The sequence below is a fragment of the Streptomyces sp. CB00316 genome (assembly GCF_001905595.1).
Taxonomy (GTDB): domain Bacteria; phylum Actinomycetota; class Actinomycetes; order Streptomycetales; family Streptomycetaceae; genus Streptomyces.
Genome location: NZ_LIXI01000001.1, coordinates 346,092 through 366,516 on the forward strand (window position 1 = coordinate 346,092; position 20,425 = coordinate 366,516).

The window sequence follows — 20,425 nt, forward strand, 5'->3', positions numbered from 1 at the left end:
ATATAGAAAGCGCTTGCTACGGCTGTATGGAGGGAACTTCGTGACACGCAGGACAGTGCGCATCGCCATGAACGGCGTCACGGGTCGCATGGGATACCGGCAGCATCTGGTGCGTTCGATCCTCGCGATCCGGGAGCAGGGCGGCCTGGACCTGGGCGACGGCGAGGTGCTCTGGCCGGAGCCCGTCCTCGTCGGCCGCCGCGCCCACGCCCTGGAGGAGCTCGCGGCCCGGCACGGGCTGACCGAGTGGTCGACGGACCTGGACGCGGTGCTCGCGGACGACACGATCGACGTCTACTTCGACGCCCAGGTCACCTCGGCCCGGGTGGAGGCGATCAAGAGGGCCGTCGCCGCGGGCAAGCACGTCTACACCGAGAAGCCCACGGCCACGGACGTCGAGGGCGCCCTCGACCTGGCCCGCCTCGCCCGGGACGCCGGCATCAAGCACGGCGTGGTCCAGGACAAGATCTTCCTGCCGGGGCTGCTGAAGCTGAAGCGCCTGATCGACGGCGGTTTCTTCGGCGAGATCCTCTCCGTGCGAGGGGAGTTCGGCTACTGGGTCTTCGAGGGCGACTGGCAGGAGGCCCAGCGCCCCTCGTGGAACTACCGCGCGGAGGACGGCGGCGGCATCGTCGTGGACATGTTCCCGCACTGGGAGTACGTGCTCCACGAGCTGTTCGGGCAGGTCACCTCCGTAACGGCCCATGTGCAGACGCACGTTCCGCAGCGCTGGGACGAGCACGGCAAGCCGTACGAGGCGACCGCCGACGACGCGGCGTACGGGATCTTCCAGCTGGCGGGCGGGGCGGTCGCGCAGATCAACTCCTCCTGGACGGTCCGGGTCAACCGCGACGAGCTGGTGGAGTTCCAGGTGGACGGCACGCACGGCTCCGCCGTGGCAGGCCTGCGCAACTGCCGCGTACAGCACCGGTCTTCGACGCCCAAGCCGGTCTGGAACCCGGATCTCCCGGTCACCGAGTCGTTCCGCGACCAGTGGCAGGAGATCCCGGACAACCAGGAGTTCGACAACGGCTTCAAGGCGCAGTGGGAGCTGTTCCTGCGCCATGTAGCCCTGGACGAGCCGTACTCCTGGGACCTGCTGGCCGGCGCGCGGGGCGTCCAACTCGCCGAGCTGGGACTGAAGTCGTCGGCGGAGGGCCGTCGCTTCGAGGTCCCGGAGCTGACGCTGTGACGGCCACCGTCCCCCTGCCCCAGGGCCCGTACACCCCACGCGCGACTCCGCTCGACCTCGCCCCCACGTCCATCCCGCCCACCTCCCGTACGGTCTTCTCGGCGGCCCACGTGGTCGCGGACCCGTACGCGGACATCAGCCCGGACGACCCGGCTGCCGTCGACTGGGAGTCCACGCTCGCCTTCCGCCGCCACCTCTGGGCGCACGGCCTGGGTGTCGCGGAGGCGATGGACACGGCACAGCGCGGGATGGGTCTGGACTGGGCGGGCGCGGCCGAGCTGATCCGCCGCTCGGCGGCGGAGGCGAAGGCGGTGGGCGGGAGGATCGCCTGCGGCGTCGGCACGGACCAGCTACTGCCGGCCTCCGAGCCGACGTTGGCGGAGGTGTCCGCCGCGTACGAGGAGCAGCTGGCCCTGGCCGAGGCGAACGGCGTACAGCCGATCCTGATGGCGTCCCGCGCACTGGCGAAGGCGGCACGGGGCCCGGAGGACTACCTCGCCACCTACGCACACCTCCTGCGCCAGGCCTCCGAGCCGGTGATCCTGCACTGGCTGGGCCCGATGTTCGACCCGGCGCTGGAGGGCTACTGGGGCAGCGCCGACCTGGACCAGGCCACGGACACGTTCCTGAAGGTCATCGCCGAACACCCGGACAAGGTCGACGGCATCAAGATCTCCCTCCTGGACGCGGCCCGCGAGATCGACGTACGCCGCCGCCTCCCGAGCGGGGTGCGCTGCTACACGGGTGACGACTTCAACTACCCGGAGCTGATCGCGGGCGACGAACGCGGCTTCAGCCACGCGCTGTTGGGCATCTTCGACCCGCTGGGCCCGCTGGCGGCACACGCGGTACGGGTGCTGGACACAGGCGACACGGCGGGCTTCCGCGCCCTGCTCGACCCCACGGTCGAACTCTCCCGCCATCTCTTCCAGCCCCCCACCCGCTTCTACAAGACGGGCGTGGTCCTCCTGGCCTGGCTGGCCGGCCACCAGAGCCACTTCACGATGGCGGGCGGTCTCCAGTCGGCCCGCTCGCTGCCGCACCTGGCGAAGGCGTACGAACTGGCGGACGGCTTGGGCCTGTTCCCTGACCCGGGCCTGGCGGCACACCGTATGCGAGCGCTCCTCGCGGTCCACGGAGGAACACGATGATCGACCGGCTCTCCCGCCTCTCGCTCAACCAGGAGACCATCAAGCAGTGGTCGCTGCCGGAGTTGACGGAGGGCTGCGTCAAGGCGGGCATCGGCCAGGTCGGCCTGTGGCGCGCGCCGGTCCAGGCGTACGGCGTCGAGCGCACGGCGAGGCTCCTCGTGGACGCCGGGCTCACCGTCACCAGCCTCTGCCGGGGCGGCTTCCTCACCGCCCTGGACCCGGCGGACCGGGCCGCCGCCCTGGACGACAACCGCCGGGCGATCGACGAGGCGGCGGCCCTCTCCACGGACACCCTGGTCCTGGTCTCCGGCGGCCTCCCGTCCGGCAGCCGGGACCTGTACGGGGCGCGGGAGCGGGTGGCGGACGCGCTGGCCGAACTCGCCCCGTACGCGGCCGGACACGGCGTACGCCTGGCGATCGAACCGCTGCACCCGATGTTCGCGTCGGACCGCTGCGTGGTCTCCACCCTCGGCCAGGCCCTGGACCTCGCGGAACGCTTCCCGGCCGAGCAGGTGGGGGTGGTCGTCGACACGTACCACGTCTGGTGGGACGACCGGGCGCCCGCCGAGATCGCCCGTGCGGGGGCGGGCGGCCGTATCCACTCCTTCCAGCTGGCCGACTGGATCACCCCGCTCCCGGCGGGCGTTCTGCTGGGCCGGGGTCAACTGGGGGACGGAAGCGTGGACTTCCGCGCGTTCCGTGGGCAGGTTGAAGCCGCGGGCTTCGACGGCCCGATCGAGGTGGAGATCTTCAACGAGAAGCTGTGGGCCCGGGACGGGGCCGAAGTCCTGGCCGAGGTCGCGCAGCGTTATGTGCAACATGCCTGCTGAGAGCCCTGATCGAGATCGAAGGTAAAGAGATCGCAAAGGACTGCAACCTTTGCGTACCCTCCCGGGTCACACATGGCGTCGGGACTTCCGGGGAGGGGTCCGGGGGGAACGGGAAGGCCCGACGGGGGGAAAGCGAGGGGGGTCCGGCCGCGAGGCCGGGCCCCATTCTTGCTTTCCGGCCCCTTGCTTTCCGGTCGGCGGGGACGAACCACGGCCAGGGGCCGCCCGGCGAACACCGGACGGCCCCCGAGCACAGAACGTCCTCCGATCACGGAACGCCGCCCTCGATCACGGAACGCTCCCCCGGATCACAGCGCGAGCATGACCCGCGCGGGGATGCCGGCGTCCGCGAGCGGGCGCAGCGCCAGCCGGATCAGGGCCAGCGCGTTGTCGTCGCCCGCGATGCGGTTGGCGCTGAGTTCGCCGCACGTCAGGCAGAGGTGGATGAGCATCCACTCCCCGTCCTGCCGCACCGACAGGCTCAGCGCCGTCATCCGTCCGCCGCAGCCCGCAGCCCGGTCGCCCGGCACCCGCCGGTCGACGTGCAGGCTGACGAGGCAGGACGGGCAGTGGTTGCGATGGGCGGTGCCCGGCGCGACGAGGGAGACATCGAGTCGGCAGCCGACGCACCGGAACGCATCACCGCGTGCTCCGGCCGGTCCGTGGAGGACGTCCTTCGCCCGCTGGGGGCGGCGCTGCCCGGCCGGCCGGGCCCTACGCCGCGTCACAGGTCACCGAACGCTTCGAGCGGGAAGGGCGGCTGCGCCAGGGGACGTACGGCCATCCGCATCAGGATCAGCTGGTTGTCGTCCCCGCAGACGGGATTCGAGGTCAGCTCGTCGCAGCGGGTGCAGCGATGGACGACCATCCAGTCACCGGTGCGGAGCACCGCGATGGAGATCGGGGCCATCCGGCCCTCGCAGTCGGAGGGGCCGCTCTCGACGTGATCGACGAGGTGCTGGGAGTGCAGGCAACTGGGGCAGTGGTTGCGCCGGCTGCCGTCGGGCGCGACCACTGCGACGGTCAGGCCGCAGCGGACGCAGGTGAAGGTGTCCAGGGAGGACATGGGTGAGCGATGGCGGGGGTTGTCGTGTGACACCCGGATACTCCTTGCCGAAGGTGAGGAACAGAAGCAGCAGGGAAGTACCGAGCACCCCTCGCGGCGGAGTGCCGGAGCGTCGGAGGGCGTGGAGAAGGGCCGTAGGCGGTGGAGCGTCAGCAGACGGTGAACGTACGGCCGCACACGCGGTCAGGTCCGGTCGCCCCTGCGCTGTGGGCGCGACGAGGGAGGCTCGGAGTCACTGGCCGGGGCATACATCAACTGCTTTCCAGGGCACACGGCCCAGAGGTCACCTGCGGTCGGCACCGCGTCGAGGCGGAAGCACCGTAACAACGGGGACGGGAGGTGGACCACCGAATTACGCGCGGCGCTCCTGGCCTGCCGCAAGACCGTCCCCCGGTCCCTCGCGCCCGGGTGAAGGACACCGGGCGGGGTACCCGTCGCCGTGCGGCGCGCCGGCCGGCGCTCGTGGCCTGGGGGGTGCAGTTGGCGCTCAACGCGCTGTGGACCCCGCTGTTCTTCGCCGCCGAGCAGTACGGGCCGGCCTGAGACCGGCCACCGGACCCATCCGAACGAGCCACGGCTCCGAACAACACTCCCAGGGTCTCGGAACCGGCCTCACCTCCACCGTTCGACGGTGACTGGGTGGGCGCCCCGGGGGTATCCGGCGCACATGGCCTTCATCAAGCGTGTTGCCCTCGCCCCTCGCGCTGTACGTCAGCTGCGGCGCGTCCGATCGGTCTACCTCGGCGGGATGGTGCTCTCCCTGCTGGGACTGGTCCTCCAGCTGGACCGCGACGGGGGCGGCCGCCAGACGGAGATCACGGCGGTCCTGCTCGTGGCGTTCGCCGCCCTGTTCGGGCTGACGGTCGTCCAGCTGTGGCGCCACACGAGGACCAGCCACTGCAGCACGGCGAAGAGGCTGACGCCGTCCCTCTGACCCGCACCGCCGCCGAGGACGGACGGTCGGCGGGCACCCCGCAAGCCCGACTGTCGGAACCGGCCGCCTTTTTCGCGGCCGGGGGCTCTCTTGCTGCGGAGATTCCCCGCCTGCGCGTGGACCACCTTCCTGACCTGCAGGTCTATACGGGCTTTGCCTCCGTACGTCAGGCGGAGAGCTCGCCGTCCTTGACGGCGTTGACGAACCGGGTCCAACCCTGGGGGGAGAAGGCGAGCGCGGGGCCGGCGGGAGTCTTGCTGTCGCGTACGGGGACGGTGGCGTGACCGCGGGCGACCTCAAGGCACTCGCCCTGGTTCCCGCCGCTGTAGCTGGACTTGAACCAGCCCGTGAGGGTGGACACGTCCGCAATGCTCCGCCTACTGCTGCCCATGTTGGTGCTCCTCCGCTGCGGCCCGCACGCGGGCCACCGACTCCTGGTGCGACAACGCATCGCTCAGAGCGAGATCGTAGGCCGTGCGACTGAACGCCACCAAGTGCGGATCATCCATCAAGTTGCCCGTCTGGAAACCCTCGACGTATGCCACCGGAGCGGAGTCCGCGAAGCTCATCAGCGTCAACAGGCTCTGCTGGAGGGAGTGAGCCCCCGCCTCGAACGGCAACACATGCAGCCGCAGCCGTCCCGCGTCAGCCATGTCCGCGATCTTTCGCAACTGCGTAGCCATCACCCGCGGGCCGCCGACCCGGCGCCGCAGCACCGCCTCGTCCAGCAGGGTCCACATCACCGGATTCAGAGGGCCGTCGAGAATGCGGGCGCGCTCTGTTCGGATGACAACGTCCTGGTCAATTTCCTCCCGGCGGTGGTTGGGCCGGTACGCCTGAAACAGTGCCCGTGCGTAGTCGTCCGTCTGCAACAGGCCGGGCACGAGCGTCAGCGCGAATTGCTGGATGAGCACCGCCTGCTGCTCCAACTCCGCCACGGCCGCGAAGTTTTCGTCGTATTTCGTCTCCAGGTCCTCCAGCCACCGGGCGAAGAACCCGTCCGTCCCCAGCGCCCGGTCGATCCGGCGGGCGTCGTCCGGGCTCGGCAGCCGCCGCCCCGCCTCGTAGTGGCTGATGAGCGTCGGCGAGCAGACCACCTGCTCCGCCAGCGCCTCCTGCGTCAGCCCGGCGGCCAGGCGCCGCAGCCGCAACTCCTCGCCGTACTTCTGCCGTGCTGTGCGCGGCCGTCCGTTCGCCCTCATGCGCGCCCAACTCCTCGATCTGACCAGCGTGCTGTCATGCCCGACCCCCTGGCAGCGTAGCGACTCATGACCCCACTCTGTGATGGGTTCGCTACGGAAAGAAGCGAAGCCCGCCCAACCCGAAGACCAGAAAGCAGGCCCCCCATGAAGTGCGCCATCGCCCGCCCCCTGAAGCTGTTGCCGCCATCCCCGAGCCCCCGCTCCGACCGCCGGAGCGAGGCCGTCGCATGAGGTTCGTCGGTGGACGTGATGCCTCCACGATGCGGCTGCTGCCCTGGACGGGTACGGGTGGGAAGCCTTGCTACGTCGTCGGGGACGGCACCGGTTACGTATCCCGGAAGGCCGACGAGGTGGAGGACATCCAGCTCGACATGGCCGACGAACTGCTCGGTCACGCCGCCGATCTGCTGGCCGAAGCCGAAGCCGAAGCCGAAGCCCCCGCCACCGCGCCGCAACTCCACTTCCTCGCCGGCAGATTGCGCGAGTCGCTGGAGCAGGTCAGGCGGATCGCGGAGAGCAGGGGTTCCAGGTTGGAGGCGGCGCTCGCTCAGCCCGCGCCTTCGCAGCCCCCGCTCGCTCAGCCTCAGTCGAACAGCGAGACCAGCCCGTAGACCCAGATCCCTACGTAGGCGACGCTGAGGAGCAGGCACCCGCCGCCCGTCAGGGCGTCGGCCAGTGGTCCGCTCTCCCGCGCGTCCCCCTGCACCTCCGCCAGCCCGTCCCACGTGACCGTCCGCCCCAGGGACTCCGAGGCGGCCTCCCGTGCGGCGGGCAGTCGCTCGGTGGCGAACGGCGTCGGCGCGTCCGACTCCGTACCCCGCCAGGCCATGGCCCGAATGGGTTTTAACCTGGTCGGACCGGGCCGTACTCCCCCTCCGCACCTCGCTAGGGATCTCCCGGCCGCGAACCGCGCTGTCGGTGACGCCCGGTAGCGTCGGGTCATGTCCAACATGGCCGTCCTCGAAGGGGTCCTGGAGCGGATCACCTACGCCAACGAGGAGAACGGATACACAGTCGCCCGCGTCGACACCGGACGCGGAGCCGGCGACCTCCTCACGGTGGTCGGTGCGCTGCTCGGCGCGCAGGTCGGAGAGTCGCTGCGGATGGAGGGCCGTTGGGGCTCGCACTCCCAGTACGGCAAGCAGTTCACCGTGGAGAACTACACCACCGTCCTGCCCGCGACCATCCAGGGCATCCGCCGCTATCTCGGCTCCGGGCTGATCAAGGGCATCGGGCCGGTGATGGCCGACCGGATCACCACACACTTCGGCGTCGACACCCTCGACATCATCGAGAACGCACCGAAGCGGCTCGTCGAGGTCCCCGGCCTCGGACCCAAGCGCACGAAGATGATCGCGGCCGCGTGGGAGGAACAGAAGGCGATCAAGGAGGTCATGGTCTTCCTCCAGGGCGTCGGCGTCTCCACCTCCATCGCCGTCCGCATCTACAAGAAGTACGAGGACGCCTCGATCTCCGTCGTCAAGAACCAGCCCTACCGGCTGGCCGCCGACGTGTGGGGCATCGGGTTCCTGACCGCCGACAAGATCGCCCAGGCGGTCGGCATTCCGCACGACAGCCCCGAGCGGGTCAAGGCCGGCCTGCAGTACGCCCTGTCCCAGTCCTCCGACCAGGGGCACTGCTACCTCCCCGAGGAGCGGCTCATCGCGGACGGGGTCAAGCTCCTCCAGGTCGACACCGGACTGGTCATCGAGTGCCTGGCCGAGCTCGCGGCCGATCCGGAGGGCGTCGTACGGGAGAAGGTGCCGTCCCCCGAGGGCGGTGAGCCGATCACCGCGGTCTATCTGGTGCCGTTCCACCGGGCCGAGCTGTCCCTCGCCGGGCAGGTGCGGCGGCTGCTGCGGACCGGGGAGGACCGGATGTCGGCCTTCCAGGACGTGGACTGGAACAAGGCGCTGGCCTGGCTCGCGACCCGTACCGGGGCCTCGCTGGCGCCCGAGCAGGAGGAGGCGGTACGGCTCGCGCTCAGCCGGAAGGTGGCCGTCCTGACCGGCGGGCCCGGCTGCGGGAAGTCGTTCACCGTACGGTCCATCGTCGAGCTGGCGCGGGCCAAGCGGGCGAAGGTGGTGCTGGCCGCGCCCACGGGACGGGCCGCCAAGCGGCTGGCCGAGCTGACGGGGGCCGAGGCGTCGACCGTGCACCGGCTGCTCGAACTGAAGCCGGGCGGGGACGCCGCGTACGACCGGGACCGTCCGCTCGACGCGGACCTGGTCGTCGTCGACGAGGCCTCGATGCTCGATCTGCTGCTCGCCAACAAGCTCGTGAAGGCGGTGGCACCCGGTGCCCACCTCCTCCTCGTGGGCGATGTCGACCAGCTGCCCTCGGTCGGGGCGGGAGAGGTGCTGAGCGACCTGCTCGCGGAGGGCAGCCCCGTTCCCGCCGTCCGGCTCACCCGGATCTTCCGCCAGGCCCAGCAGTCGGGCGTCGTGACCAACGCCCACCGGATCAACGCGGGACAGCCGCCGCTCACCGAGGGACTGAGCGACTTCTTCCTCTTCGTGGAGGACGAGACGGCGGACGCGGGCAAGCTCGCCGTCGATGTGGCAGCCCGTCGCATCCCGGCCAAGTTCGGTCTCGATCCGCGCCGCGACGTGCAGGTTCTCGCACCGATGCACCGGGGTCCGGCAGGTGCGGGGGAGCTGAACGGGCTGCTTCAGCAGGCCATCACCCCCGGCCGGCCCGACCTGCCCGAGAAGCGGTTCGGCGGCCGCGTCTTCCGCGTCGGCGACAAGGTCACCCAGATCCGCAACAACTACGACAAGGGCGAGAACGGCGTCTTCAACGGTACGGTCGGCGTCGTCACCGGCCTGGATGTGGACGAACAGACGCTCACCGTCCGCACCGACGAGGACGAGGAGATCGGCTACGACTTCGACGAGCTGGACGAGCTGGCCCACGCGTACGCCATGACGATCCACCGCTCCCAGGGCAGCGAGTATCCGGCCGTCGTCATCCCCGTCACCACCAGCGCCTGGATGATGCTCCAGCGCAACCTGCTCTACACGGCCGTGACGCGGGCCAAGAAGCTCGTGGTCCTGGTCGGGTCCCGTAAGGCGATCGGTCAGGCCGTCCGCACGGTTTCCGCAGGCAGGCGGTGTACGGCACTGGATTTCCGGCTCCGGGGCGGCTCAGGAGAAGACTTCTCGTGAGCCCTGCACGAAAATGATCGATCAAATCGGTGGGAAACATCACGGAGGTCTTCCGGAACCGCAGTCAAGGGGGCAGGATGAGTAAGTTGGCGGCACTCAGTGCCGCCAGTAGGTCCAATGGACGACCCCGAGTGCACTCTCCTGAGCCGAATGGGGGAGGGTGGAGACAGTCAGGGCACCTCGAAGAAGAGGCACTACGTCGGTGAGGGATGACGTGAGCGAGCACACCAACAACGCTGTAGTACTGCGGTACGGCGATGACGAGTACACCTACCCGGTGATCGACAGCACCGTCGGCGACAAGGGCTTCGACATCGGGAAGCTCCGGGCCGATACCGGCCTGGTGACGCTGGACAGCGGATACGGCAACACCGCCGCCTATAAATCCGCCATCACGTACCTCGACGGTGAACAGGGCATTCTGCGCTACCGCGGATACCCCATCGAGCAGCTCGCCGAGCGCTCGTCGTTCCTTGAGGTCGCGTACACGCTGATCAACGGCGACCTCCCGAAGGTCGACGAGCTGGCGACCTTCAAGAACGAGATCACCCAGCACACGCTGCTGCACGAGGACGTCAAGCGGTTCTTCGACGGCTTCCCGCGGGACGCCCACCCGATGGCCATGCTGTCCTCGGTGGTCAGCGCGCTGTCCACGTTCTACCAGGACAGCCACAACCCGTTCGACGAGGAGCAGCGCCACCTCTCGACGATCCGCCTGCTGGCGAAGCTGCCGACGATCGCGGCGTACGCGTACAAGAAGTCGATCGGGCACCCCTTCGTCTACCCGCGCAACGACCTCGGGTACGTCGAGAACTTCCTGCGCATGACCTTCTCGGTCCCCGCCCAGGAGTACGAGCTGGACCCGGTCGTCGTATCGGCGCTGGACAAGCTGCTCATCCTGCACGCGGACCACGAGCAGAACTGTTCGACCTCCACCGTGCGTCTGGTCGGCTCCTCGCAGGCGAACATGTTCGCCTCGATCTCCGCCGGCATCTCGGCGCTGTGGGGCCCGCTGCACGGTGGCGCCAACCAGTCGGTGCTGGAGATGCTGGAAGGCATCCAGGCCAACGGCGGCGACGTCGACTCCTTCATCCGCAAGGTGAAGAACAAGGAGGACGGCGTCCGCCTGATGGGCTTCGGCCACCGGGTGTACAAGTCGTTCGACCCGCGCGCCAAGATCATCAAGGCCGCCGCGCACGACGTGCTGTCCGCGCTCGGCAAGTCCGACGAGCTGCTCGACATCGCGCTCAAGCTGGAGGAGCACGCGCTCTCCGACGACTACTTCGTCTCGCGCAACCTCTACCCCAACGTGGACTTCTACACCGGTCTGATCTACCGGGCCATGGGCTTCCCGACCGAGATGTTCACCGTGCTCTTCGCGCTCGGCCGCCTTCCGGGCTGGATCGCCCAGTGGCACGAGATGATCAAGGAGCCGGGTTCGCGCATCGGCCGCCCGCGCCAGATCTACACCGGCGAGGTCCTCCGCGACTTCGTCCCGGTCGAGGGCCGCTGACCCCCCCGCCGGTCTCGTACCACCGCACCACCGGGTTCCGCACCACCCCGTAGTGCACGGCCTCTTCGGCCGACTGCCTTCGCCCCGCGTACCGCGCTTCGCACAGAGCGCGGTGTCCGGGGCGATTCGGCGTTCCGGGGCCTGCGGCACCACGCCGGGGGTCCGCGGCGTCACGCCGGGAGCGGGAGGCCGTCCTGGGTGCCACTGGACGCGAGAAACGCCCTGCCGCCGATCCCCCCACGGGTCGACGGTCAGGGCGCTTCCCATATCCCGGAGCGGATTCCCCCCACGGGATCCGGCCGGGCGTCTGCAGGGAGCCGAAGCTCCCGTTGTTGTGTTGTGCTGCGGTCTGCCGGGGTACGTACGCACGGGAGGGCCGCTCAAAGCTCCCCGGTGCACGTGCCCCGGCTCAACGCTTGCCACAGGAGCGTCCCCCAAGACACTCCATCGGACGTCCCCCAAGACATCCTTGGCATCGCACTCTAAGACTCATGAACCCACCGGATGGTTACCCTGAGAACGGTGTGATCTAAATCTCTTTGTGGAAGTTACGTGAAGGCACGCAACCGAAGGCTGTTCGTGACGACGAACACGGACGAAAACGCCATGGCGGCTCCCGCGATCATAGGGTTGAGCAGGCCACTTGCAGCCAGGGGCAGTGCCGCGACGTTGTACCCGAAGGCCCAGAAGAGGTTGCCCCTGATGGTGGAAAGAGTACGCCTGGAAAGGCGGATTGCGTCAGCGGTCACCTTGAGATCTCCACGAACCAACGTGAGGTCACTCGCCTCGATCGCCGCATCCGTCCCGGTACCCATCGCCAGCCCCAGATCTGCCGTGGCCAGAGCCGCCGCGTCGTTGACCCCGTCGCCGACCATCGCGACGCTCCGGCCCTCCGCCTGAAGGCGCTTGACGACATCCACCTTCTCCTCGGGGAGCACCTCGGCATGGACCTCGTCGATTCCCACCTCGCGGGCCACGGCCTCGGCCACCGCCCGGTTGTCGCCGGTCAGGAGGACGGGCCGCAGCCCCAGAGCCCGTAGCTGGGCCACGGCGGCCGCGCTGCCGTCCTTGACGGCGTCGGCCACCCCGAGTACACCCCGGGCCACTCCGTCCCAGGCGACGGCCACCGCTGTACGCCCATGCTCCCCGGCCTCCGCCAAGGCGGCGGCCAGCTCCGGAGGAAGGGCGATGCCCGCGTCGGCGAGGAGGCGGGGGCGGCCGACGAGGACGGCGTGGCCTTCGATGACGCCTTGGACGCCGAGGCCGGGGATGTTGGTGAAGTCCTGGGGGGTGGGGAGGGGGGATTTGTCGCCGAGGCGTTCGGTTGCGCCCGCGGCCACGGCCTGGGCGATGGGGTGTTCGGAGGAGTGTTCCAGTGCGCCTGCCAGGCGCAGGACGTCGTTCTCGGTGGTGCCGTGGGCGGTGTGGAGGGCGAGGAGGGTCATCTTTCCGGTGGTGACGGTGCCGGTCTTGTCGAGGACGATGGTGTCGACGCGGCGGGTGGTTTCGAGGACTTCGGGGCCTTTGATGAGGATGCCGAGCTGGGCGCCGCGGCCGGTGCCGACCATGAGGGCGGTGGGGGTGGCGAGGCCGAGGGCGCAGGGGCAGGCGATGATCAGGACGGCGACGGCGGCGGTGAAGGCGGCGGTGGGTCCGGCGCCGGTGCCGAGCCAGAAGCCCAGGGTGCCGAGTGACAGGGCGATGACGATGGGGACGAAGACGGCGGAGACGCGGTCGGCGAGGCGTTGGGCTGCTGCCTTGCCGTTCTGGGCGTCCTCGACGAGGCGGGCCATGCGGGCGAGCTGGGTGTCGGTGCCGATGCGGGTGGCTTCGACGACGAGGCGGCCGCCGGCGTTGATCGTGGCTCCGGTGACGGAGTCTCCGGTGGTGACCTCCACGGGGACGGACTCGCCGGTCAGCATGGAGGCGTCGACGGCCGAGCTGCCCTCGACGACCCTGCCGTCCGTGGCGATCTTCTCCCCGGGCCGGACCACGAAGCGGTCCCCGACGGCGAGCCGGTCGGCCGGGACGCGTACCTCCGCACCGCCTCTCAGGACGGCGACGTCCTTGGCGCCCAGGTGCACCAGCGCCCGCAGCGCGGCGCCGGACTTCCGCTTCGCGCGGGCCTCCAGGTAGCGGCCCAGCAGGATGAAGGTGATGACCCCGGCCGCGACCTCCAGGTAGATCGTGGAGCTCGCGTCGGCGCGCGAGACGGTGAGGTCGAACCCGTGCCGCATGCCCGGCATCCCCGCGTCGCCGAGGAACAGGGCCCACAGCGACCAGCCGAAGGCGGCGAGGGCGCCCATCGAGACGAGGGTGTCCATGGTGGCGGCGCCGTGCCGGAGGTTGGTCCAGGTGGCGCGGTGGAAGGGCAGGCCGCCCCAGATGACGACGGGGGCTGCGAGGCTCAGGGAGAGCCACTGCCAGGAGTCGAACTGAAGCGCCGGGACCATGGCGAGCAGGACGACGGGGACGCTGAGTACGGCGGAGACGACGACCCGCTGCCGGAGGGCGGCGAGGGAGGCGGCCTGTTCCGCTTCGGCGGCTCCGGCCGACGCTTCGGGCGGGGTGGGGCCGGACTCCCGCCCGGGTGCGGGCCGGCGCTCGGGCTCCGGTGCGGGTCCGCGCTCGAGTTCGTGCTCAGGCTCCTGCTCGGGTTCTCGCTGGGGTTCCTGCTTCGGGGGTGCGAGGGGGCGGGCCGTGTAGCCGGTTTGCTCGACCGTCGCGACGAGGTCCGACAGCTCCAGGCCCTCCGTGAACGTGACGCGGGCCTTCTCGGTCGCGTAGTTCACCGTGGCGGTGACGCCGTCCATCCGGTTGAGCTTCTTCTCGACGCGGGCGGCGCACGAGGCGCACGTCATCCCGCCGATCATGAGCTCGGCCTCGGAGGCGTCCGCGGCCGGGGTCCCGGCCGCTGCTGTGCTGGCCATGTCCGAACTCCTGGGTAACGCAGGTCGGGCCGTACCTCACCAGTATCTGCTGGCGGGCCGGCCCGACGGGGAGAAGGTGGTGCGGCGGGCGGTCAGGCGGCCCGGCCGACGAGCTCGTAGCCGGCCTCGTCGACGGCGGCGCGGACGGCGTCCTCGGCCAGCGGGGCCTTGGAGGAGACGGTGACGCGGCCGGTGGCGGCGACTGCCTCGACCGCCGTCACGCCGCCGAGCGCGGAGATCTCCTCCGACACGGCGCCCTCGCAGTGGCCGCAGGTCATGCCCTTCACCTCGTACACCGTTGTGACCGACTCCGTCGGCTCGGCCTGCGCGTCGGCGGCGCCATCGTGGCAGGAGCCGGTGGGCGAGCAGCAGGAGCCGGTGGACTGGGTGGTGGGCTCGGTCTCGGCGGTCATGGCGTTCTCCTCTTCGGCGTACGAGTGTGGCGCGGGGGGCCACAGGGGTGCCCGGGGCGCCTCGCTTACTCCATACTATACCCCTAGGGGGTATTAATGAGGTGTGGGGTGCTCCCGGCGCCGCCGATCGGCCCTCCGGCTTCAGGAGGTGTCCGGCTCCAGGAGGTCTCGGCTCTAGGGGGTGCGGCCCCGCCTGGCGTCCGGGGTCAGGCGGGGTGAGTCGTCGCCGATCAGGGGATCCAGGTAGCGGTACATGGCCGCCTTCAGTTCCCGGATGTAGGCGTCGCGCTCCTCGCCCTCGTGGGCCATGACCAGGTCGAGTCCGGCCTTGAACACCATGAAGGCCATCTCGGCGACCCGGTGGAGCTGGGCGGCGGGGACGTCCGGGAGGTAGTCGGCGAGGATCTCCTCGACCCGGTTCAGCATGGTGGCGTGCAGGGTGTCGTGCTCCTCGGTGATCCGGCCGGGGATCTCCGAGCCGTGCATCAGTACGAAGAACGCCGGGTTCTCGCAGTTGAACGCGATCAGCGGGTCAAGGATGGCATCCAGCATCCGGTCGAGCGGCAGCTCGATGTGGCTCTGGTCGAAGGCGGCACCGTACGTGTCGCGCCAGCGGTGGAGCAGATGGTCGCCGAGTTCGACGGCGATGGCCTCCTTGTTCGGGAAGAACTGGTACAGAGTGCCTGGTGAGACGCCGGCCTCGCGGGCGATGGCGTTGGTGCTGGACGCGGTGTAGCCGCTGGTGCAGAAGACGCTGGCCGCGGCCTGGAGCAGCTGGGCGATGCGCGCCTCGCCGCGGGCCTGGCGGCGGCGAGGGCGGGTCGCCCCGGCGGCGTCTCCCGTCCCCGCGGCGACTCCCGCCCCCTCGGCCGCTGCGGGTTTCCTGGCCGCACCGTCCCCTGCGGCGCCCTTCTTGGCTCTGGCCTCCGGCACGGCAATCCCCAGCTTTCATGATGCGTTTGACAAACGCGAGTGCTCGCTCGCATTCTTATGAAACGCGAGCGACTACTCGTGTTTGCCAGTGTAAGTGGCAACGACTGACCCATGCTGCCCTGTGCCGCCCGGGTCTCGGTGAAGGGGACACCGCACCATGTCCGAAGTCAACGGTCCACCCGGCACGGCAGGGCCGTCCGGTTCACCTCGTCCACAGGGTCCGCAGGGTCGGTCCGGAAGGCCTGATCCGTCCGGTTCGGAGCCCCTCGGAGGCTGGACCCGGTTGGTCACCGCCAGGCCGCGGGTCGCCCTGCTGGCCGCCCTGGTGATCACCGCTCTCGCCGTGTTCGCCGGGAGCGGGGTGGCCGACCGGATGGGCAGCGGTGGCTGGCAGGCCCCCGACGCCGAGTCGTCCTACGCCACCGAGGCGCTGGAGCGGGAGTTCCCCGCCTCGCAGCCCAACCTGCTCCTGCTGGTGGACAGCGGCACCGCCTCCGTCGACGACCCGGCGGTGGCCGCCGAGGCCGCACGGCTCACCGAGCGGCTCGCCGCCGAGCAGGGCATATCGGGGGTCACCTCGTACTGGCAGACCAAGGCGTCCGCCCTGCGCGCCGAGGACGGCCGGGAAGCGCTCATCGCGGCCCGGATAGGGGGCGACGAGACGGAGGCGGGGGAGACGCTCGAACGGATCGCTCCCGCCTTCGCCGGGGAGAGCGGCCCGGTGAACGTCTCGGTCGGCGGGCCCGTCGCCGTCCAGCACGAGATGCAGACGATCATTCAGGAGGACCTGCTGCGGGCCGAGCTCATCGCCCTGCCGGTGACGCTCGTCCTGCTCGTCATGGTCTTCGGCAGCGCGATCGCCGCCATGCTGCCGCTCCTCGTCGGCATCGTCGCGATCCTCGGCACCAACGCCGTGCTGCGCGGACTGACCGAGTTCACCGACGTCTCGGTCTTCGCCATGAACCTCACCACGGCCCTCGGCCTCGGGCTGGCCATCGACTACGCGCTGTTCATCGTCCGCCGCTTCCGTGAAGAGCTGGACGCCGGGGCCGACACCCGGACGGCGGTCGGCACCACGCTGCGCACGGCCGGACGCACGGTGCTCTTCTCCGCGCTGACCGTCGCCGTGTCCCTGTCGGCGATGCTCGTCTTCCCGCAGTACTTCCTGCGGTCCTTCGCCTACGCCGGGATCGCCGTGGTCCTGCTGGCCGCGGCCGCCGCACTGATCCTGCTGCCCGCCACGCTCATGCTGCTCGGCCCCCGGGTCAACGCGCTGGACCTGCGCCGCCTGCTGCGCCGCGGAAAGAGAAAGGAAGCCGCCGCTGAAGAGACCGGCAGGGGATGGGCGCGCTTCGCCGAGCTGGTGATGCGCCGGGCACCGGTCTTCGCCATCGTCACCACGGTGGGCCTCGTCCTCCTCGGACTGCCCTTCCTCGGCGTCAGGTTCGGTACGGCGGACGACCGCCAGCTCCCCGTCGGCGCCGAGTCGCGGGTGGTCCAGGAGCACATACGGGACGGCTTCCCCGGCAGTCCCGGCGGCGGCCTGGAGATGCTGGTCGAAGGGGAGGGGACGCCCGCCGCGTACGCGGCCCTCAAGGACCGGATCGAGAAGGTCCCCGGTGTGCTGCGCGTCGAGGGCCCGGTCACGGCGGTCTCGGCCGCGTACTTCAGCGTGCTGCCGGACGGCGAGGCGGTCGGGGAGGAGACCCAGCAGCTCGTACGGGACCTGCGCGCGATGCCCGCCGACTCCTTCGACACCTCGGTCACGGGCACGGCGGCGGTCCTGGTCGACTCCAAGGACGCCATCGCGGACCGGCTGCCGTGGGCGATCGGCATCATCGTCGTGGTGACGCTGCTCCTGGTCTTCCTGCTCACCGGCAGCGTGCTCATCCCGATCCAGGCGGTCGTGCTCAACGCCCTCAGCCTGACGGCGATGTTCGGTGCGGTGGTCTGGGTCTTCCAGGACGGGAACCTCTCCGGGATGCTGGCCTTCACCAGTACGGGGGACATCGAGACGACGCTGCCCGTCCTGATGTTCTGCGTGGCCTTCGGCCTTTCCATGGACTACGGGGTCTTCCTGCTCTCCCGCATCAAGGAGGAGTACGACCGGACCGGCGACCACGAACGCTCGGTCACCTTCGGCCTGTCCCGCACCGGCGGCCTGATCACCGCGGCCGCCGTGATCCTCGCGGTCGTGATGGTCGCCATCGGCACCTCCCGGGTCACCAACACCAAGATGCTGGGGCTCGGGATCGCCCTGGCCGTCCTGATGGACGCCATGGTGGTCCGCAGCCTGCTGGTCCCCGCCGTGATGAAGCTGACGGGCCACGCCACATGGTGGGCGCCCAGGCCGCTGCGCGCCTTCCACCAGAGGTTCGGCCTCAGCGAAGGGGAGCCGGCCCCGACCGGACCCGGTACGACGGGTGCACCCGGTGGCCCCGGGGAGCCCGCCGCCGAGAGGGAGATACCCGAGGCGACCCGGGACGAGGAGAAGGTCACCGCGGGGGCGCAGGGGGCGTAGGCGTACGGCGGCTCAGCGGCCGGCCCGGGATCCGTTCGGAAAGGAGCCTCGGGTCGGCCGTGGAGGGCCCTCTGACGGGGCGTGACGGGCACGAGGAGGGCTTGGCCGCCGAGGTGGAGGGGGATGGGTCACCCACTCGGGCCCAGCCCCTTCGAGCACCGTCAACGCGATCGTCGAACCGGGCGTGACCTGGGCTTTCTCCCACCAGATCCGTAAAATTGGCGCATGGGGAAAGGGACCGGATGCACCGGAACATGCGCACGACGCACGATGTGATGACGCTCCTGGACGACCTGTTCGCACCCGAAGCGCACCGCTGGACCGCCGACTCCGCCTCGTGGTGGGACGACTTCTACGGGGACCGCTCGAAGCCGGTGCCCTTCTTCGTGGACAAGCCCGACGAGAGCCTCGTCTCGTACGCCGACCGGGAACTGATCACCCCGGGCCGGGCGCTCGACCTGGGGTGCGGCCCCGGGCGCAACACACTCGCGCTGGCCTCGCTCGGCTTCGACGTCGACGCGATCGACCTATCCCCGGCGGCGATCGCCTGGGCCGAGGAGCGCGCACAAGTGTCGGGGATCGAGGCCCGGTTCCACTGCGGGGACGCCTTCGTCCTGACGTCCGGTGAGGTCGGCGGGGCCGGTGGGGCGGAGTTGGCCGGGCCGTACGATCTGATCCATGACTCCGGGTGCTTCCACCACCTGCCGCCCCACCGGCGTATCAGCTACCTCGCTCTCCTCGACCGCTGCCTCCGCCCCGGTGGCCATTTCGCGCTCACCTGCTTCGCGGCGGGAGAGGGCGGCATGGGCTCCGAGCTGCCGGACGCCGAGCTCTACCGGCAGGGAAGCCTGGGCGGCGGACTCGCCTACACCTCCGAGGAGTTGCGCGACATCTTCTCGGTCTCGGGCCTGACGGAGATCGAGCTGCGCCGCATGCGCGACGAGGCGCCTGGGTCCCCGGTCTTCGGCGAGTCCTTCCTCTGGACGGCGCTGTTCCGCAAGGCGCCCCGGCCGTAGGGGCCGGATATCGGTGGACCGGCCGTAGCGCTCGGGTGCGGGCGGCCCCGGGTCAGCGGCCCCGGTTGCGCGGGCGGGAGGCGACCCACGCGCGGACGGTGTCGCCGTACCAGTACGGCTTTCCGTTCTTCACCTGGTCGGGCGGGGGAAGGAGGCCGTGTTTGCGGTAGGAGCGGACGGTGTCCGGCTGGACCTGGATGTGCGCGGCAATGTCCTTGTAGGACCAGGGTGTTCTGTCCGTCATCCGTGACACCTCTCTGCGCTGCTCTGTTCTGACCGGTTCTGTCTGCCGGTTCTTCTCCGGTGATCACGCAGCCTGCGCCCGGTTGAACGACACCGAACGGCAGGCGGGGTGGGGCTGTTGTGCGCCTGTGACGGAAAACCCGCGTAACGGAGATATGTGTGGCGAAACGGTGACTGGAGTGACAGAAGGGGCGAACGGGTCAGTGCCTTGCCGAGTCACCCGCGCCCGTGTGGGCGGCCGGTTCACCGGCAGGGTGGAGCAGTCGACGCTCTGACCTGTGGGGGCGGGCAGGGGCGCGCTCCTCGCATGATCGGCGAGTACGCGCGCCACTGCGGGCACGCCGACCTGATCCACGAGCGCATCGATGGACGTACGGGGGTGTGACCCGGCGGTCAGGACCGTCCGCAGGAGCGGAGGAACTCGCGGGTGCGGCGCGCGATCGGGAGCGGCTTGTCCGGGTCGCACGGGTACATGTCCTGTTCCACGATCGCGAACAGGTCGACCTCCAGGGCGCGCGCCGCGTCGAGGACCGGCTCCAGGGCGGGCACCCCGCCGGGCGGTTCGCACATCACGCCCCGGGCCACGGCGGGGCCGAACGGGACCTCGTCCGCCACCACCGCCGCAAGGACTTCGGGGTCGACCTGCTTGAGGTGGAGGTAGCCGATGCGCTCCCCGTAGGTCTCGATGAGCTTGACGCTGTCGCCGCCGCAGTAGGCGTAGTGCCCGGTGTCCAGACAGAGCGAGACCAGGGAGGGGTCGGTGGCGTCGAGGAAGCGGTCGACGTTCTCCTCGCTGTCGATGTGGGTGTCCGCGTGCGGGTGGACGACGATGCGAAGCCCGTACCGCTCCCGGACCTCCCGGCCGAGCCGCTCGGTCTGGGTCGTCAGGTCCCGCCACTGCGCCGGCGTGAGCGTGCGGTCCTCCAGCACCTCGCCCGTCTTGTCGTCGCGCCAGAAGGAGGGGATGACGACCAGGTGTTCGGCGCCCATGGCCCGGGTCAGTTCGGCGATGTCCGCGACATGCGCCCAGGTCCGGTCCCAGACGTCGGGGCCGTGGTGCAATCCGGTGAAGACGGTGCCGGCGGAGACGGTCAGCCCACGGCTGCGGGTCTCGTCCGTCAGCCGGGCCGGATCGGTGGGGAGATAGCCGTACGGACCGAGTTCGATCCACGCGTACCCGGCCTCCGCCACCTCGTCGAGGAAGCGCCGCCAGGGCACCTGCCGCGGGTCGTCGGGGAACCACACCCCCCACGAGTCGGGTGCCGAGCCGATGCGGATGCGGGCCGAAGAGGGTGCGGAGGGGGTCATATCGCC

General features: G+C 70.2%; 20 protein-coding genes and 1 pseudogene. 11 read left to right on the plus strand and 10 right to left on the minus strand.

Annotated features, from left to right (window positions below; genetic code table 11):
- Positions 1-40 precede the first annotated feature (40 nt).
- Genes AMK21_RS01475 through AMK21_RS01485 form a run of 3 tightly spaced genes read left to right on the plus strand, consistent with a single transcriptional unit; the run spans position 41 to position 3,173 of the window.
- A complete protein-coding gene (locus AMK21_RS01475) occupies positions 41-1,192 on the plus strand; it encodes a Gfo/Idh/MocA family protein (RefSeq protein ID WP_073873355.1) in 1,152 nt (383 codons plus the stop codon).
- On the plus strand, positions 1,189-2,343 hold the full coding sequence (locus AMK21_RS01480; protein WP_073873357.1) for a dihydrodipicolinate synthase family protein: 1,155 nt from the start codon (positions 1,189-1,191) through the stop codon (positions 2,341-2,343). The genes AMK21_RS01475 and AMK21_RS01480 overlap by 4 nt, the downstream gene beginning before the upstream one ends.
- Positions 2,340-3,173, plus strand: a complete 834-nt coding sequence (locus AMK21_RS01485) for a sugar phosphate isomerase/epimerase family protein (protein ID WP_073873359.1) — start codon at positions 2,340-2,342, stop codon at positions 3,171-3,173. Before AMK21_RS01480 ends, AMK21_RS01485 begins: the two co-directional genes overlap by 4 nt.
- Before the next feature lie 308 nt (positions 3,174-3,481).
- On the opposite strand, the gene AMK21_RS01490 is transcribed toward AMK21_RS01485, so the two are convergent.
- Together AMK21_RS01490 and AMK21_RS01495 are read right to left on the minus strand one after the other, a co-directional pair.
- On the minus strand, positions 3,482-3,901 hold the full coding sequence (locus AMK21_RS01490; RefSeq protein WP_073873361.1) for an RNHCP domain-containing protein: 420 nt from the start codon (positions 3,899-3,901) through the stop codon (positions 3,482-3,484).
- Complete coding sequence (locus AMK21_RS01495) at positions 3,898-4,239, minus strand: RNHCP domain-containing protein (protein ID WP_073874207.1); 342 nt, start codon at positions 4,237-4,239, stop codon at positions 3,898-3,900. The genes AMK21_RS01490 and AMK21_RS01495 overlap by 4 nt, the downstream gene beginning before the upstream one ends.
- A 408-nt stretch (positions 4,240-4,647) precedes the next feature.
- On the opposite strand from AMK21_RS01495, the gene AMK21_RS01500 reads away from it, so the two are divergent.
- Both AMK21_RS01500 and AMK21_RS01505 read left to right on the plus strand, forming a co-directional pair.
- Positions 4,648-4,782: a tryptophan-rich sensory protein gene (locus tag AMK21_RS01500; RefSeq protein ID WP_234421794.1), complete on the plus strand. Its 135-nt coding sequence runs from the start codon at positions 4,648-4,650 to the stop codon at positions 4,780-4,782.
- 124 nt (positions 4,783-4,906) lie between these two features.
- Complete coding sequence (locus tag AMK21_RS01505; RefSeq protein WP_064236248.1) at positions 4,907-5,173, plus strand: hypothetical protein; 267 nt, start codon at positions 4,907-4,909, stop codon at positions 5,171-5,173.
- A gap of 166 nt (positions 5,174-5,339) precedes the next feature.
- Here AMK21_RS01505 and AMK21_RS01510 read toward each other — a convergent pair whose 3' ends face one another.
- Both AMK21_RS01510 and AMK21_RS01515 read right to left on the minus strand, forming a co-directional pair.
- Positions 5,340-5,564, minus strand: a complete 225-nt coding sequence (locus AMK21_RS01510) for a DUF397 domain-containing protein (protein ID WP_073873363.1) — start codon at positions 5,562-5,564, stop codon at positions 5,340-5,342.
- A complete protein-coding gene (locus AMK21_RS01515) occupies positions 5,551-6,375 on the minus strand; it encodes a helix-turn-helix domain-containing protein (protein ID WP_073873366.1) in 825 nt (274 codons plus the stop codon). Before AMK21_RS01515 ends, AMK21_RS01510 begins: the two co-directional genes overlap by 14 nt.
- A gap of 227 nt (positions 6,376-6,602) precedes the next feature.
- Between AMK21_RS01515 and AMK21_RS01520 the strand changes: the two genes are divergently transcribed.
- Entirely contained in the window at positions 6,603-6,986 is a 384-nt protein-coding gene (locus AMK21_RS01520; RefSeq protein WP_073873368.1) for a hypothetical protein, read from the plus strand.
- Here the strand turns inward: AMK21_RS01520 and AMK21_RS01525 are convergent.
- The gene (locus AMK21_RS01525; RefSeq protein ID WP_234421795.1) at positions 6,959-7,204 is read right to left on the minus strand and encodes a DUF6584 family protein; all 246 of its coding nucleotides are present in this window, start codon (positions 7,202-7,204) and stop codon (positions 6,959-6,961) included. The two genes, AMK21_RS01520 and AMK21_RS01525, sit on opposite strands and share 28 nt — an antisense overlap.
- 112 nt (positions 7,205-7,316) lie before the next feature.
- Between AMK21_RS01525 and AMK21_RS01530 the strand changes: the two genes are divergently transcribed.
- The gene (locus AMK21_RS01530; protein ID WP_073873370.1) at positions 7,317-9,542 is read left to right on the plus strand and encodes an ATP-dependent RecD-like DNA helicase; all 2,226 of its coding nucleotides are present in this window, start codon (positions 7,317-7,319) and stop codon (positions 9,540-9,542) included.
- 214 nt (positions 9,543-9,756) lie between these two features.
- Complete coding sequence (locus AMK21_RS01535) at positions 9,757-11,055, plus strand: citrate synthase (protein ID WP_073873372.1); 1,299 nt, start codon at positions 9,757-9,759, stop codon at positions 11,053-11,055.
- Positions 11,056-11,603: 548 nt separating this feature from the next.
- Here the strand turns inward: AMK21_RS01535 and AMK21_RS01540 are convergent.
- The 3 genes from AMK21_RS01540 to AMK21_RS01550 all read right to left on the minus strand — a co-directional run bounded on the left by AMK21_RS01540 (position 11,604) and on the right by AMK21_RS01550 (position 15,331).
- A complete protein-coding gene (locus AMK21_RS01540) occupies positions 11,604-13,985 on the minus strand; it encodes a heavy metal translocating P-type ATPase (RefSeq protein ID WP_073873374.1) in 2,382 nt (793 codons plus the stop codon).
- Positions 13,986-14,077: 92 nt separating this feature from the next.
- A complete protein-coding gene (locus tag AMK21_RS01545; protein WP_073873376.1) occupies positions 14,078-14,398 on the minus strand; it encodes a heavy-metal-associated domain-containing protein in 321 nt (106 codons plus the stop codon).
- 174 nt (positions 14,399-14,572) lie between these two features.
- A complete protein-coding gene (locus AMK21_RS01550) occupies positions 14,573-15,331 on the minus strand; it encodes a TetR/AcrR family transcriptional regulator (protein ID WP_073873378.1) in 759 nt (252 codons plus the stop codon).
- Between the two features lie 157 nt (positions 15,332-15,488).
- On the opposite strand from AMK21_RS01550, the gene AMK21_RS01555 reads away from it, so the two are divergent.
- Both AMK21_RS01555 and AMK21_RS01560 read left to right on the plus strand, forming a co-directional pair.
- A complete protein-coding gene (locus AMK21_RS01555; RefSeq protein ID WP_234421796.1) occupies positions 15,489-17,852 on the plus strand; it encodes an MMPL family transporter in 2,364 nt (787 codons plus the stop codon).
- A gap of 242 nt (positions 17,853-18,094) precedes the next feature.
- A complete protein-coding gene (locus AMK21_RS01560) occupies positions 18,095-18,868 on the plus strand; it encodes a class I SAM-dependent methyltransferase (RefSeq protein ID WP_073873382.1) in 774 nt (257 codons plus the stop codon).
- Between the two features lie 52 nt (positions 18,869-18,920).
- Here AMK21_RS01560 and AMK21_RS01565 read toward each other — a convergent pair whose 3' ends face one another.
- A complete protein-coding gene (locus AMK21_RS01565) occupies positions 18,921-19,112 on the minus strand; it encodes a helix-turn-helix transcriptional regulator (RefSeq protein WP_073873384.1) in 192 nt (63 codons plus the stop codon).
- Positions 19,113-19,418: 306 nt separating this feature from the next.
- Between AMK21_RS01565 and AMK21_RS01570 the strand changes: the two are divergent.
- Positions 19,419-19,496, plus strand: a pseudogene (locus AMK21_RS01570) (DUF664 domain-containing protein); the annotation flags it as partial.
- Between the two features lie 8 nt (positions 19,497-19,504).
- On the opposite strand, the gene AMK21_RS01575 reads toward AMK21_RS01570, so the two are convergent.
- Complete coding sequence (locus AMK21_RS01575) at positions 19,505-20,419, minus strand: sugar phosphate isomerase/epimerase family protein (protein WP_073873386.1); 915 nt, start codon at positions 20,417-20,419, stop codon at positions 19,505-19,507.
- Between the last annotated feature and the right edge of the window lie 6 nt (positions 20,420-20,425).

Coding starts and splice junctions, on each gene's coding strand:
- AMK21_RS01485 (WP_073873359.1), top strand. CDS start 2,340: ATGATCGACCGGCTCTCCCGCCTCTCGCTCAACCAGGAGACCATCAAG.
- AMK21_RS01495 (WP_073874207.1), bottom strand. CDS start 4,239: ATGTCCTCCCTGGACACCTTCACCTGCGTCCGCTGCGGCCTGACCGTC.
- AMK21_RS01505 (WP_064236248.1), top strand. CDS start 4,907: ATGGCCTTCATCAAGCGTGTTGCCCTCGCCCCTCGCGCTGTACGTCAG.
- AMK21_RS01510 (WP_073873363.1), bottom strand. CDS start 5,564: ATGGGCAGCAGTAGGCGGAGCATTGCGGACGTGTCCACCCTCACGGGC.
- AMK21_RS01515 (WP_073873366.1), bottom strand. CDS start 6,375: ATGAGGGCGAACGGACGGCCGCGCACAGCACGGCAGAAGTACGGCGAG.
- AMK21_RS01520 (WP_073873368.1), top strand. CDS start 6,603: ATGAGGTTCGTCGGTGGACGTGATGCCTCCACGATGCGGCTGCTGCCC.
- AMK21_RS01525 (WP_234421795.1), bottom strand. CDS start 7,204: ATGGCCTGGCGGGGTACGGAGTCGGACGCGCCGACGCCGTTCGCCACC.
- AMK21_RS01530 (WP_073873370.1), top strand. CDS start 7,317: ATGTCCAACATGGCCGTCCTCGAAGGGGTCCTGGAGCGGATCACCTAC.
- AMK21_RS01540 (WP_073873374.1), bottom strand. CDS start 13,985: ATGGCCAGCACAGCAGCGGCCGGGACCCCGGCCGCGGACGCCTCCGAG.
- AMK21_RS01545 (WP_073873376.1), bottom strand. CDS start 14,398: ATGACCGCCGAGACCGAGCCCACCACCCAGTCCACCGGCTCCTGCTGC.
- AMK21_RS01555 (WP_234421796.1), top strand. CDS start 15,489: ATGTCCGAAGTCAACGGTCCACCCGGCACGGCAGGGCCGTCCGGTTCA.
- AMK21_RS01560 (WP_073873382.1), top strand. CDS start 18,095: ATGCACCGGAACATGCGCACGACGCACGATGTGATGACGCTCCTGGAC.
- AMK21_RS01565 (WP_073873384.1), bottom strand. CDS start 19,112: ATGACGGACAGAACACCCTGGTCCTACAAGGACATTGCCGCGCACATC.
- AMK21_RS01575 (WP_073873386.1), bottom strand. CDS start 20,419: ATGACCCCCTCCGCACCCTCTTCGGCCCGCATCCGCATCGGCTCGGCA.